Source organism: Marinomonas epiphytica (assembly GCF_054780655.1).
This window is the reverse complement of sequence record NZ_BAAGVX010000018.1, coordinates 1-15,209: the sequence shown is the minus strand read 5'-3', so window position 1 is coordinate 15,209 and position 15,209 is coordinate 1. Positions and strand designations below refer to the sequence as shown.

General features: G+C 42.6%; 9 protein-coding genes. All 9 read right to left on the bottom strand.

Annotation, left to right across the window (positions count from 1 at the left end; translation table 11 throughout):
• Window positions 1–657: hypothetical protein (locus ACYVGZ_RS05070; protein WP_460752104.1), on the bottom strand; the 657-nt coding region annotated here is incomplete at its 3' end.
• A gap of 224 nt (window positions 658–881) precedes the next feature.
• Window positions 882–1,355, bottom strand: a complete 474-nt coding sequence (locus ACYVGZ_RS05065) for an SMI1/KNR4 family protein (protein ID WP_460752102.1) — start codon at window positions 1,353–1,355, stop codon at window positions 882–884.
• Window positions 1,356–1,633: 278 nt separating this feature from the next.
• On the bottom strand, window positions 1,634–2,596 hold the full coding sequence (locus ACYVGZ_RS05060) for a transposase (protein WP_460752099.1): 963 nt from the start codon (window positions 2,594–2,596) through the stop codon (window positions 1,634–1,636).
• Between the two features lie 104 nt (window positions 2,597–2,700).
• Complete coding sequence (locus tag ACYVGZ_RS05055) at window positions 2,701–3,057, bottom strand: hypothetical protein (RefSeq protein WP_460752097.1); 357 nt, start codon at window positions 3,055–3,057, stop codon at window positions 2,701–2,703.
• Window positions 3,057–10,979 carry a two-partner secretion domain-containing protein gene (locus ACYVGZ_RS05050; RefSeq protein WP_460752094.1) on the bottom strand — a complete coding sequence of 2,641 codons (7,923 nt, stop codon included), beginning with the start codon at window positions 10,977–10,979 and terminating at the stop codon, window positions 3,057–3,059. The genes ACYVGZ_RS05055 and ACYVGZ_RS05050 overlap by 1 nt, the downstream gene beginning before the upstream one ends.
• Before the next feature lie 93 nt (window positions 10,980–11,072).
• Complete coding sequence (locus tag ACYVGZ_RS05045) at window positions 11,073–12,641, bottom strand: ShlB/FhaC/HecB family hemolysin secretion/activation protein (protein WP_460752091.1); 1,569 nt, start codon at window positions 12,639–12,641, stop codon at window positions 11,073–11,075.
• A 1,098-nt stretch (window positions 12,642–13,739) separates the two neighbouring features.
• Window positions 13,740–14,054 (bottom strand): hypothetical protein, encoded by a 315-nt coding sequence (locus ACYVGZ_RS05040; protein WP_460752089.1) that lies wholly within the window; start codon window positions 14,052–14,054, stop codon window positions 13,740–13,742.
• Window positions 14,055–14,255: 201 nt separating this feature from the next.
• Entirely contained in the window at window positions 14,256–14,663 is a 408-nt protein-coding gene (locus tag ACYVGZ_RS05035) for a 5' nucleotidase, NT5C type (protein WP_460752107.1), read from the bottom strand.
• A gap of 255 nt (window positions 14,664–14,918) precedes the next feature.
• A partial coding sequence (locus tag ACYVGZ_RS05030) for an Imm49 family immunity protein (RefSeq protein WP_460752087.1) occupies window positions 14,919–15,209 on the bottom strand: 291 nt, incomplete at its 5' end.

The following is a 15,209-nucleotide window of genomic DNA, read 5'->3' as shown; positions in this document are numbered from 1 at the left end:
CATAAAAGCAGAACTATCCCACTCTTTTCTATGATTCATTTTTCTTGGACTGACGAGCTCTTTGATCGCCGCCTCCATACCATGTAAATCCCCTTTAGCCAACGCTAAATAAAACTGCTGGTCAATTACAAATACTTTCATTCCATTAGTTGGTGGATTAGAAACAAAACGCTCAGCTCTTCCACCTAACAGATCCAGCCTGCCTTGCCAAGCTAAAATATCTTGCAGCCTTGTAAATGCACCCTCTTTTACAATATCTGTCTTCGTTGGATCTAATTCGATTTCTGCCATTCTATTGCCAAGCCAATCAATAAGTGGCTCATAGTCTGACAATATAAAGAGTGCAGATTCTGAACGTAAAGTATGAGTATCAAAGCTATTATAAGGGGAGTGATTACCAATATATTTTAATTTAAAAATGTTATAACAAAGGTTTTTAAAGGTCTCTAAATCACCACCATGAAACCAATGGGACATGGCCTGTGCTTCAAGATGGCTACCTAAGAACCAAAATAAATCAGGTGAATGTTCTGCTCCCTCTTCAATCATTTTGCATATTTCATTTAACTTTTTTTCTGTATGATTTTCGCCGTTAATGTGACCATCGCAATGCTGTAAGCGAAACGCCATTTTATCGTTTACTATTCTAGGATTCATTTTTAACCTCTTCACTTATTTATTCGATGTTGTGTCAATTATCGCTTTACGAGACACCCACGTTAAAAACCTTGATATGACTGGCTTATTAACATGGGTGTCCTGTTAAATTTCGAACAAGTCGCCTTGTTGCCCAAGGCTAAACAGAAGTTTGTCAGTGAGATGCTAGAGACAGTGATTCAACAGACTGCAAATTAAAAAGCCCGCTAATGCGGGCTGGATAATTATTTCAAGCTTTTTAAAAAGTCTGGGGCAATCCATGCTGACTCAACTTGCCCTTCTTTTAACTCGACACTATCTGGGTCAAACGGAACCAAGGCATCTAAAAATTCGTGAATGTCACTTGCCAACTTGATCATATTTTGTGGCTCTTCGTGATCCCAAAAATAAACTGACTGACCTTGATCAAGATCGATAACGATATAGTTACCGCCTTCAGCCACTGCCACCGGGAAAACTCTTTTCCCGACATGATCTAAATATTTACGCTCTCCCAAAATTTTGGAGATAGGAATCAATTCATTAACTCCCGACTCATTATCTTGGCTGATAGTGAAAATATTTGTCTCAGGTTTCGAACCATTGAACTCTACAAAAAACTTCTTCAAGTCATCAGGTATAGGACAGCCTATAGCCTGAGCTAAAAGATCTATGTCTTTTTGCTCAATAGCTTTTGGTTTAGAGAATTTTACGCTCATTCAGAAGACTCCAGAATTTACTGATTACGCAATACCGCAGCCCCACCATTGTGACGAGTTTAACTTAGACATCCATGATTATAATACAAGTACCGCTCTAAAGCCCTAATATTTCACTCAAACAAATACGTTGCTATTTATGGCAAGGACTGATGTAAAAAGAGTTTTTCGGGGACTGTTTAAGATCAAAAATTTGCTGGAATGGCGTGCCGAGATGCGCAGAAACCCTAGCAGGCTTGCCAGTATAAGATGAAAAGGTGATTTAGTTTAAAAAGAGGTCAAGCCGTTAACTCAAGCGGTTGAATTCGTCGCCTTTGCCTTGATTCACAGTAATAGGCAATAGATGCGTCACCACCAACCACATTACTCGTTATTTCTTCAAATTGCGTTGCAATGCAAAGCCAACTTTCGGTAGAGATATTAAGCCGCTCCAAAATAGGTAAGAGTGACATATCAATACTGCCACGTTTATCTTCTCTAACGATTCGTCCCGTTAGATCGACAAGCTCAAGATAGTCCTCTAATTTGAAAGGTAAACCTTGAGGCATGTTGTCTCTTGGGTAGCCAACAAAAGGAAATAGGCTTTCAGGCTGCTTGGAGCACTTTGCGGAGGAAATGCGTTTCTTCACGCTGGTAAAGTCTGATTTTTCCGGTGTTTCGCTGATTTTAGCTCGAAGTGGGTTGAGATCCACGTAAGCCATGCAGGCAGCTAAAGCGGCTTCATCTAACAGAGCTTGGGATTTAAAACAGCCTTCCCAGAACCTTCCCGTGCATTTGTCCTCAGCATTTGCTTGCCTAGCAATGGGTTCATTCAGTTCTTTCATCAGCCAACTGATGCCCATTAGCCGATTCAGATAGGTTTCTACGGAGGCTTCGACCAATTTTAAAGCAAAGTCTTCTAGCGCCTCTCCTTTGGCATATTTTTGAGTAAATTGCGTCCCTTTATGCAATTTATGCCAACGCTGAAGCACTTCTAATGTTGACCAGTTTTGAGCTTTTTGTGCATTCACATGCAACACCACATGAATGTGATTACTCATAATGGCATAAGCGCAAATATCAATAGAAAAGAGACTGGCAAGAAATAAAAGTCTATCTTCAATACAACCTCGGCGATGCTCGTAACATGCTCCGGTTACAGGGTCATCACCACACAAAAACGCCCTACGTACACAACGGGAAACGCAGTGATAGTAAGGCGTATCGTTTAAACTGATTTGCTGACTTCTTGCTCTTGGCATGACGAAATCTCTCTTCCATAAGAAATATACTGGTTAAATATACAGCTCATTCAGAGATCGTCAAGTTAGGGTGCGTGTCCACGTATCTTGTCCACGTATCTTCATCACCAAGGGCGCTGACCTTTAATAGGTTCAATAGAACCGTCCTTAATATTAACAACATATTCCGTGCCTTGTGTTGTGCCAGCAACAATTTCGCCGTCTTTTTTTAAGCTAATATCTGCATACGAAACGATTTTTCCTTCTGGTTGAAAAGGCTCTTTAATCTGCCAAACCTGTTCACCTTTTTCGTTAAAAGCGTAAACATTATTGGTTGGTAAAGACTCCATTTGTTTCTCACTAAATCCATAAGTTAAAACTAAAACCAAGTCATCGAGCTCAATCAATCCATATATATTGTGTTTCAACAAAACCTGATGATCATTAACATAAAAAAAACAACCTTGAAAACGCACTTTCATTAGTCTAGCTTCCTAGTATTGGATATCGCTGTTGGAGGCACTCTCGTATCTAACCACTCATATTGTGTAGCACCATTTCCTCCACCACCTTGAAGCTCAAAATTGGTTTCAACTTTACCGGTACGCATACGAGTACCTGCTGGAACATCAACATCAGACATGAATTGGGGCTTAGAAGGCAAAGAATATTTGCGTTGAATCTGTTCAGCAGTTAATCCTTCGACAGCTTCTTTACGCATCATCCAAGGACGAGCAGCGTTATCATCGCCATGAACACGAACAAACTTATCGTCCGATTTGATAGTAAACTCAGTAACCTGAGTTCCAGGTTTGTAGGGTGGTTTATAGCCATTATCAAAATTAACTTTATTAACGTCATCAGCGGTACGTAGAGTAACATCTATACGGTTTTCATATTTCCATGGCTGAGTAGAATTATTAGCTATCTGTGTGTTTGGATTATTCTCTACTTTAGCGGCACTCGTCTCGCTCGTTCCAGCGTTTGAGCTAGTGCTTGAATTATCCGCTACACTCTTTTTACTAATCCCTGTCTTGATCAATCCTGCGCCTGCGCCAAGACCAATCACTTCTAAACCAAATTCTGCTCCTTCTTGCAGGTTATGAGCATGCCCACCACGCTCTCCTTCGATTTCAATATAGTCTTTTTGGGTGGCGAGGTCGATGCCCTGCGCACCTGCTGCGGCAGCGGTGGCGACACTCTTTTGCAGATCATTCAGGGTATCGCCCATTGTTTCATTTATTATGACATCTTTACCAACCTCTATGGCGGTTTTGATCACACCTCCTGTCAATACTCCCAGTGCAAGCATCGCAGCATTGGCTTCTTCTGCTGGTAGTGTACTAACAAAGTCCCGAACCTCTTTCGCGCCTAACAGAACCTTTTCGACAGGGTTATTTTGACGGCCCGATGTGATTTCAACAACAAGCATACCTTCGCTATTTTTAGCTGACTCGTTGGTTGATGCTCCTTTTTCGATTTCCGGTGATTCCGGCTCCCTTCCATCAAGAAGCGCCTGCTCATTAGTCAATATGCCGCCAGCGGTTTGGAAAAGGTTTGGATTCGTCATAATTGACTTGGCGATTTTTGGATCAACCCCTACATCAATCAACGCATCCAGAGCGGCTTCTTCTCTTCCCTGTAGCTGAGCGGCTACCTCAGGATCATTTATGTTGTATAGGAATTTCGTGACGCCCTTCATGCCAAGTGCATTAGCTCCATCACCAGCTAATTCGTTAGTCTTTTCAACATCCTCGGCAATGTCTTCCCATCCTGCTTCGCTCAACATGCGGTTGTCGACGGTTAAAGACATGTCCAAACCACCACGTTCCATGTCTTTGGTGATTTCTTGGCTATTAGCCGCGTCTCGGTTGAGATCGGCAAACTGTGCTTGTTCGTTTAGGTCGGTACCGCTAACGGTGACGCTGCCTAGGCCTATTGTGACATTGTTGGTCTGGGCTTTTTCATGGCCGTTAAAGTTGGCACCCAGTGTGGTGGTGTTTTTGCTTAGGGAGAGATCTATTCCCTTGGATTGGCTGTTGTCGAAGTCTTGCAGATCTGCAACGGTTAAGGTGTCTGTGGTTAAATTTAACCGGTCAGTGCTGTTGCCTTCTTCATCAACAGCCGCAATGACACCGCCCGTTAGGCTGGTGTCTTTAGCCGCGATGTTGACTGTACTGCCGGTGATGCCGCTTTGTTGGTTTACCCAGGCACTGTCCGCGCTGCTTTGACTGGCGTTAATGCCGACATTATTACTGCTACCAAAACCAACACTTCCTCCAGTACTTTTACTATTACTGTTAGCAGTATCTTGTAGGCTAGCGACCGTTAAATTGTTGGTCGTAATATCAATATCTGTGGCGTTAAGGTTGCCACCTTTTATGGTGAGCTTGTCACTGTTGCTTACTAGGCTACCCGCGCCAATTTGGCTGTTGCTGTGCGTAACACTTTGACTGTCGCTTTTGCTCTGATTGGCATTAATACCGCCACTGAATCCACCCGATGAGCCATAGCTAGCACTCGCGCCTTCACTATGACTCTCAGTATTTTCGGTATAAGTGTTTTGACCAGCAGTAATATTGATGTTTTGGGCATTTAGTGCAAGCTGACCTACAGTGTTGATGCTGGAACCTTCGATGTTTAGGTTATTTTCACTTGCTACGCTTGCATTATTACCAATGTTTATATTGGAGCCATTCCAAGTACCTTGGGTAGTGGTGGTACTAGTTGTATCTGTTTGGGTGGTCACACCGCCGCTAACTGTAAAGCCATAGGTGGCAGTGCTGGCAGCAGCGCTGGCCCCTGCTGAAGTTACCGCTGTGGTGGCACTGGCAAGGTTAGCCGTAGCAGCGGCAAGGTTAACTTTGTAGAAATCCAAATCACTCTCAGGCAGTTTGCCTTCGGCGACTTTTTGCTTGGCGTCGTCATAAGCATCTTTAGCATCACCAACAGCGTCTTTGGCGTCTTTTAGGGCCTCTGCCGCTAGAACGACATCCACATAGGCATTTCTTACACCAGCATCGAGGGTTTTGGTTTTGGTGATGCTGTCATGGGTGGTTTCTGTGGTGGCTTCTCGACCACCAATCAGTACGTTGTCCCCTTCAATACTGACATCGTTGGTGACGTTCACATCACTCGCGACAATGGCAACATTATTGTTGGCTTGAATGTTGAGATTACCCGCCGAGATAGAGCTGCCCGCCCAGGTATTAGATGTGGTTGTTGTGCGTTCGGTTTGATCGGTCTCAGTGATACTCGCGAGGCTGATTTGATCTTTTTGTAACGCCGCGCCCTTACCTGAGACTGTTTGATCAGTGTGAGCATTAGAGACGACGGTTTGCTCACGAGCTGCATCTATGATGATGTCGTTGGCGCTCAGGTTCGCCGTATTGGAGACCTCGACATTGGTACCGATCAGGGTAAGGTTGTTTTGTGCATTGATATCAAGCTCATTGGCAGCAAGAGTCGCCGTCTGCTGTGTTAATGAGTCAGTACGAGTCGCATCCGCTTCCCCTACTTTGATGTCACCATGCACTAAGCCGCCTGTACCTATTGCGGCAACCACAGCTAAGCCTTTGGCAAGATCTTTAAATATGCCACGGAAGCCAGAGGAGGATTCACTCCACTCACTGCTTTGCAGGGCTTTGCTGCCCACTATCACGTTCCCCACCTGCGCACCATTGGCACTGACATAGTTACCATCGGCATTTTGTGTGACGGCTTGTAGTGAGTCAGAGCCTGCGCCCATTGATAAGGTATCGTTGGCGGCTAAAGTCGCACCTTCCAGGGTAATGTTATTACCTGACGCCAATGCAATATCGCCATCACCAGAGGTCCCATTGGCAACGAGATCGCTGGTAACAGCCGTTTGTGTGATCGAGCCTTGGTCTTTGGCCTTGACTTTAAAAGTACCTTTTTTCTGTTCTTGGTAACGAGAAGAGGATTGATCCACCGCTGATAAGAGTTGAATATCGCCTTGAGCCTGTAAATCAATACCACCTGCGGCTGTGGCTTTGGAGCCCGATAGAATAATATCCGCTCCTGAAGTGATTTGAATATCGCCACCAGAGGCTAGATTCGTACCTTGGTTGGTAGTGCTTTCAGACGTAGAGGTTTTAGTAGAGGTTTTCGAGCCCAATAAACCAGATCTTTTCTTTTTCACTTCTTCAAAGCTGGAATTAGTCGCTTGGGCACTGGCTAACATCACATCTCCACCCGCAGCCAACGCAATGTCGTTATCACCAGTAAGAGTCGAACCTTCTGAGAAGATATCCTGCTGACTTACTAGATTTAATGTACCGCCAGCGCTTAGTTTGGTGCCTGTGAGGCTTTCGTTGTGAGAACTTTTTTCCGTGGCATTACCACCACCGCCTACAAAGCTGTATGCGTCTTTGGTGTCTTTCACCGCCAAAAGATCAATGTTGTTGGCGGATAGAGTCAAGTCTTCCTCCGCTGCCAACTGAGCACCTTGGCTGGTGATTGTTTCCGCAGCTTGTATATTAATATTGCCGGCTTCTAACTGACTCAATTGATGGGTCACACTTGAACTGGTCGTAATATCTTTTGTACGAGGATTCCATTTACTGGAATTATCTATCGTACGCTTTGTCGAATCGGCTAGAGCAAGCAATTCCACTTCTTCCGCACTAATGTCGATGCTCTGTGTTGCCTTAATATGTGCGGCTTCTGACGTCACTTTTCCAGATTCGGCGTTCAAGGCTACCGTTTTACCGGTCAACTGAGTCATATTGTGTGTCGTTGTGGTTGTAATGTCATCCGTAAAACCTGTCGTTTGCATCGATTGAGTGGCAGAAAGCTGAATGTCATTGCCTGCTGCCAGGGCTAAGCTGCCTTGTGCCTCCACAGAGCTAGCAACCATTTTAATATCCTGCCCTGCGGATAAATGGATATCCTGCCCAGATAAATCACCGCCAATTGAAGTGAGATCTTCACTTGCATCAAGAGTCAGCGAATCTGTTGCAGTTAAGCTACCCGTGTTTTCTATGTTTTTCGCTTTGACGTTTAACCCATTGCTTGCCAGGATAGCCCCTGAGTTAGTCAGACTCTCGTCCACCTCGATATCAATGTTGTTGGCAGCAATCAAGGCTCCATCTGGTCGCAACATCAGATCGTCGGTATTAGGTAAGTAGACCTTAGGAACCAAGGCTTGTTTGGGACCAGAAGCGGTTTGTACTGTCTCAGTCACCATCCATACTATGGGCTGTTTTAGCTTGGCTACTTGTTCATTACTGAGTGCAATACCAGTGCTTAATTTTAAGTCTGTGTATATATTTAAAGCATTGTCCATCAAGGTCGCGTAGGCGGATTCAATGTCCTCTTGATTAGGTAAGGTTTGTTGTCCTGTGTAGGAGAGTATTTGCTGACGCACCATTTGTTGCTCTAAATAGCCGTCCCCAAGGCGCGATGCAGTTTTGCCTGTACGTCCGTTGCTATCTCCTAGCATTTTATTCAACAGATAGTCAGATGAAATAAAGGTTTTGTAATTGGTGAATAAAGGGTTGGTTTCAATCAGGTAACCAGAACCTAATGATTGGGTAACGGAAAATTGGGCACTGCTAATAAAATCGTCTATTGAAAGGTCATCAAAAATAGCATTTCGGCGTTGCTTAATCATCTCAGCACGGCTTAACTCTTCTGATATTTCATCCACACTACCTACATTTTGTATGCTGCCGCCTTTGCCAGTGATGGCATTTTTACTAGAAAGCGTAGGAGAGAGTAATGATACAGGCTTTGTATTAAGGCGATTGAAATTAGTTGTCGTCTCGCTCCTTCTCTCTCGGTTATAAGAACCTTTACCTTTACGACTTTCGCGATAAAAAGAATGCCAAATTTTTAGATTTCGATCTGTTCCATTCGTTTTAATGGTTTGTGTCGCAGTCAAAGACTGATTGTTAATCCCGCCATTAAAGTTCAGGTTGTTATTGGCACTGATAGTGGAATAAAGATTATCAACATAACCTTCGACGTTTAAACTCCCTTGGGACGTGATTTTACCTTCCACACTGATTTGGGAGATGTATGGAGTAACAATAGTCTCTGTATATGTGGTAAAGGTTTGTTCAGTTATTTTCCCTTTTCTCTCATGCACAGGCTCTTGTATAACTATAATGCTGCCAGTGATTTCATGATTTCTACTGACGGAATTATGCTCAACTTTCACAAGGGATCGTTTATTAACGATGTTACTCGCCTCAATGGTTAAGTCCCCACCTCGGGTTTCAATATCTGCCGAACTGTTGGTGATATTGCCTTTGGCATACAATTCTCCGCTGCCCAAGCTGAACAAAGACGCCCCATCGTAATTATCAATACTGCTATTCGATGCCAGATCCAGATACTCATTGGCCACGATGGCCCCATTACTGCCTGAGTTTAATAGGCTACTGCTGTTCAAGGTGACACGATTGGCTCCAATTACACCATAGTTAGCTAGGCTGCCTAAGGTTAAATCCAATTGGCCGTTTAACGCGGTGATCGTGCCGTTGCTTTGGTTAGTCAGACTACCAGAACGAGGATTCTCGACATTATCTTCTGTGCTTTGGATAGCTTGCGCAGTTTGAATGGTATTTCGTGCTTCAATTATGGCGTTGTCATTGGTTAAAGCACCTTCCCAGTCTAGGGTGATAGTGTCGTTGGCACGGATTAATGCCCCTGCTGTATTATCAATGTTGCGGCTGGACAAACGTATATTTTGTGCGGATTCAATCTGACTGACGGTATTAATCAGGTCCGTCCTCGCTTCAATGGTTAACAAACCATTGGTACGAATGCTGGCGCTGTTAGTGTTACTCACCTCTCCCTTAGTAGCGATTAAGGTAGCATCGCCTGTAGCGCTAATCCGACTGTTACTGGTGTCATTGTAAATGGCCGTGGCCGTCAATTTAACATCCTTACCCGTTAACGTTCCCTTATTGGTTAACGGCCCAGTTAGAGTCAGTATATCGTCGTCTTCCCGCTCGCCAATCATGATGTTTAGGATGCCATTTTCTGCCAACATAGTACTGTTGGCATCGTTGCTAAAAGCTTGACTGATAAGAGTAAGGTCATGAGCAGCTTCTATTGTGCTCGTTTGATTAACAAGCCCCCCCAGAGATTGCAGTGTCATGTCATTGGAAGAGTAAGTATTGGCGCCATTCAAGTTACTGAATGTCCCATTGGTATGAATAACCAGCTGATCATCAGAAGAAAAAATGGCGTCGTTATCATTAACAATGTCGCCATATGATGACAAGTTTAATGTTTTCGCAGCGTGTACTTGAGCATTTTGATTCGAATTAACCAGAGTTTGTGTCGCCGCTAATGACACCTTATTGCCCAAAATTGCTCCACTGTTTTTCAACACATTGGCTTCAATTTGAATATCATCAGCACTTAAAGTTGCACCGTGAACAATATTTCCTTGACTATCAAGCACTATATCGTCAACGGCCCTGACTTCACCGCCGATATTCACGCCCAATCCTTGTTCAGTACCAATCAAACGAATACGATTGGCGTACATGCCGCCAATGGCCGCAACGTCCAATGCAAATTCTTCCCGTTCACCACTGGATCGAGCAGTAACAGACTTGTCTTGGTAGTTAATGAGGTTATCACCGGTGATGATGGTGGCCTGATCAGTCCATAGTTTGGCATTAAGCTTGACACTACGCGCCAAAATATCTAACTCATGAGTTTGGGTATCGTTCAAACCTTGACCAGAAATGGCAATATCGCCTCGTGAAACGTCAAAACCAGACAAACCACCCTGCCCGTCGAATAATGCTTGGCCAGTTGTTAAAGTCGCTCGAGTGGTATTGATAAACCCACAGCCGTCACAAGTTATGCCATTTTGGTTGGCAATAACCATCTCGGCAGATCGTCCAGCGATTTCCATGTAGCCATTTAAAGCACTACGGCTGTTACCTGTGACTTCATTTAATATAATGCTAGCGCTCTTGCCTTCTAGCCGCTGGTTTCCATCGATATAACCAGCTAATTGAGTAGCTGTTATGTTCGTCGAATTATTAAAGATCAAACCAATGTTGTTAACATTAAGTTGATCGTACTCGTTACGAGACACGCCTTTCGCCGATGGTGCATTTATGTTGACAATAGGAACACCACTAGCAGAGACATCAAACCCCGGAGCATGTGCACTGTTCAATGCAGCTTTCGCGCCCTCTGCTAGCAAAACCCCAGGGGCAGAGAGATAAGCCGATAATATAATCTGTGCTATATACTTTTTGTTACGACGAAATGGCTCCAATAACGATACATTAGAAGATTTTTTAAACTTTAAAGAGGTGGTTTTCTGATGGGTAATTTTATCAAGCGATACCGATTGAAATAATCCCATGACTAAAAAACAACATTTCACACATCGTCTTAATTTAAACATGTAACTCATCCCTAAGTTGATTCAATTGTATCTATATTGAAACTGACTATTATTTAATATCGTTTAAAATTGAGCTGACAGCATCGCGCTAATTTAAAAGTCATTTTTTTTAGCGTATGGTCCGTATTCAATAAAAGGCTCTGAAACTGCTATATCGAAGTTCATATTAGATATATCTCCTTTTACTCCAACGGTTACCCCCATCATTGTTCGACTGGTCTCATTCTCAGCACCATCTCCAGAAACTTGCCCAATATCTAACCCCAAATATGGAAAGAATGAAGCGCTATTTATCGGAATAGGTAGGCCGACATCATTCTTTAAGCGCCAGCCATGCTCTGCGCTTAATGATTCATCGCTATTAAACCCTCTTACCGTGTAACGGCCACCGTTAGAGAACCAGTCCAAAGAATAGATAGCTGTATCTGAATACTGCGCAAACAAACGCCCTGTATAATTCATTTGCTGCTCAAAAAAGGTAAATGGATGATTCAAAGAAAGAGACATAGAGTAAAAACGATAGTCCGGCTGAGCGACATTTTCTGCAGCGTCAAGGCTACGTTTATCGGCCCCTAGCCAGTTATCAATCCCTTGATGAATATCGAAAGAAAAGTCGAAGATACTGCGACCCAAAAAGTGTCGATAGTTTAATCCCAAATCAAGTTCGGTGAGATTGCGTCGTTGGGCGTTGATTTCAGCATCTTCTACATAGCTGCGCCTAGTTCTTGTTTTCAGTTCACTGTTAAGAGTTAGCTTTGCTTTGTTATTACGCAGAGCAACATAGTCAAGACTCAGCTTACTGTTCTGGCTATTTCCGCTCAATTCAAAGTCTCGCACACTACCTTGGGTGACCTGAAGATAATCTGAATGACTATAAGAAAGTCCTAATAACCAATATCCGAAAGGCATACTCCAAGAAAAATACCGACTATTAGACTCACCTACAGCGCCCCCCCTAGATCTAGAAAAGGAAGTCGCTAAAACATCTTGCGCACCAACAAAATTATCGACCACAGCATTTACCGTAAGAGGATATTTTCCTGTTGCTTCACTACCACTATCATCAATCGACGTACTGATTAACCAAGATTTAGACTGCTTCACTTCAGCAATCAATATACTGGAATTAGGATAGTTCCCCGGTTTGATACTGAACTTTACATCTTGAGAATGAAGTCGACTCAATTGTTCAACAGCTTGTTCCATGTCACGTAAGCTAAGAACTTTGCCTTCTTTTACAGGTAAAGCATTCTTCCAACTAAACCGATACTCACTAGGAAATACTATGCGCTCAACAAACCCCTCTTCCACTTTTATCATGACGGTTCGGGAAGCGATGTTTTGTTCAGGCAATACCGCTCTTGATGTTACATAGCCATCTGCCAATAACTTTTGATTGATCAGACGAACATAAGCTTTCAAAGTTTGAATACCGATACATTGCCCAAGATATTGTTCGCCCTGAGCTAATGCCCAACCGGAAAGCAGACCATTAACTTCAATATGGTCCACAACAAAACACACTTCCTCATCTTCTACTATCTGCGGTGTGACAGAAGGCTGTGGCAGCTGAATGGGAGGTCTAGCTTCTTCAAGACTTCTATTCAGTGTTTCTTCAGCTTCTTTGTTGCGTAGACGCCAATCAGCCTGGTTACGTATCATTTCCTCTTCCGCCGAGGAAGAGTTTTCAGAAAAAAGAACTAAATACAACAAGAAAAATGTAAATAATGAGCGGAGAACCACTAAGAAAATCCATTTTTATACGTAAGTTTACCTTAAACTACACTATTAACATAAATAGAACAATTATTATTCAATCATTTGCTAAATGGAAATTGAAACAAAATGCACATCTTAGGCAAAATACAAACAAACCTACAATTGATTCGTAACTCCCATTTAACTCCATCCACGCCTTAAAATTACAGACTTTAGAGGGTTATAAATACCATTATCACGAATCTGCTAATACAAAGTCCCTTGTTCTGTTATCTAGTTAAGGCCCTACTCATTAACTGGCGTGGTCGTGAAGTTATGAATGAGACTATATTTAGCATCCACAGCAATATGTGTCTTTAACTCGCGGAAAACATTAATTACCGCTCTAACCTGATGCAATCCGGGATCTCATGACTTCGTTTTATTTTAGATTGGACAAGCTACCTCAATGATTGTTGTTTCAACAATAGCCTTTTTCTTGAAGCGAACTCCTAAGCTCGATAATCATTTATTCACTTCTTTAAGGACGTTTGCGCTTATTTCAATAAATTATTGAAGTTCATGACTGTCGTATGATCAGAGAAAGCCCTTTCATGTAATAAATCTGCAAATAAACGCATGGAAGTAATCTCATAAAGGATGCCAGCCATAGCGGTATCACTTATGGTGTATCAGTTTGAATAAAGCGAGCCCATAACATAGTAGTAAGCAGATAAGGTTATTGCCCATTACATGCTTTTGGATAGAAAAGACACGTTAAGTGGCTCAAGGGAATAAGAAAAGCCTTAATAATTGTAATCATTGGGGTAAGAGTAAAGTCACTGTAACAACAAGCCCATGAGCTCGGGTTTATAAACTCCTAGCTTCTAAACCAATTTATCCCAACAACATAATTGCCTGCCTCATCGTTATCGTAAGCCACAAAGACTTTTTCGATGCTGTAATCCTTAAACGCTGCCAATAATTAATCCGTAAAGCCATTTGTCCCAAAGCTCGCTGTGACATTCCTAACCCCATGTACCCAGAACGTTAAGGCATCAATCAACGATTCACAGAGGATAATTTCCGTGCTGGCATTGAAGACAGATAGATTAAATACGCCTCGATGCTTCCCCGGTAAATACACATGCCGCTTATTTTTATCGACTTGTTATCAGGACTAATCCGGCGGTCATACACTTCTTGAACCATTCCACGTTCATCAATGACAGGAATCACTAAACAACCCGCAAAATGCTCTTTACCGGTGGCCTGACGTAACACACCTAGATTTTTCAGCGTCTCTCTAATCTGCTGCCCCGCTTGTGTGTGCTTTGGCGGAAGACGATACATGATGTTTTGGGTACACAATCCCAACTTGAAGTGTTTAACCAGTTCAGGATGTAACTGACCATTATATTGAAAAAAAGTGATTTACATCACTTTTTTGTAATGACATCAAAATATAATAATGAAACTCTAAGGTTCCCGTATTATGAGGAAAAATCATTTGTAGCTGATATGAGTAGCATTCTGAGATATGTAATTTTACCCAGTAACCCATTGGTGAAGAGTATGTTACGGACGAATATGAGAATTCAGGTATGGAATCACTTCCTTCCATCTAGGGAACGTTGCACTACCGAAGTGTATTAATTCTCCGTCAAACCCATCTTGCCCTTTTCCCTGAACGTTATCATCAATGAGATATCGCCCTTTGAGTAAGCACTTTTTAGGTGAAAAGATGAGTTTATTAACAAACTCCAATCCAAAGTACTTTTCTATCCAGATTCTTTTTTCTGTGTAGCACAAAGGGTTCTTTATCGAAGGAGCAGTAAGAATATAAGGATCAAAATGCTCAGAGTTTATTAAAAGCTTGACAGATTCAATAGCATTCGGAATCGGCTCTAGATTTGCAAAAAATCCATGCTGAGACTGAGGGTATAGAACCTTGGGTTCACGCTGGATGTGAAACGCGCTTAGCACCGTTGCCAAGCGCCCTTATACTAAATTTAGTAGGCCTGGTAAATGTGATCCGTTACAGCAATTTTAGACACTGAGTTAAGCGAGTAAACTGCTGGTACTGATCAAAAGCTCTTTGCGGATTCTAAGGCGTTCACTGATAAATTCGGCATCGGCGAAAGAGAGTGGGTTGATGGACGTAGGAATCGTGATCAGATTAGCTCGGCAAGATCATCTCATTTGTTCGACTAAATAGTATTTTCCTTAATGGTAAAGTTTTTAAATCGAGTACGCTTTCATAAAATCAAATTCATCTTCGTATCGTTCTAAAGGCTTAACTGGTAGCCATTCTTTAGGAAGGTTAGGACTGTCGATGTCTAATTCATAACCATGACGGATGGCTAATTTACTGTATTTCAATGCAGATGGTACGACTAAACCCTGCATAAAAGCAGAACTATCCCACTCTTTTCTATGATTCATTTTTCTTGGACTGACGAGCTCTTTGATCGCCGCCTCCATACCATGTAAATCCCCTTTAGCCAACGCTAAATAAAACTGCTGGTCAAT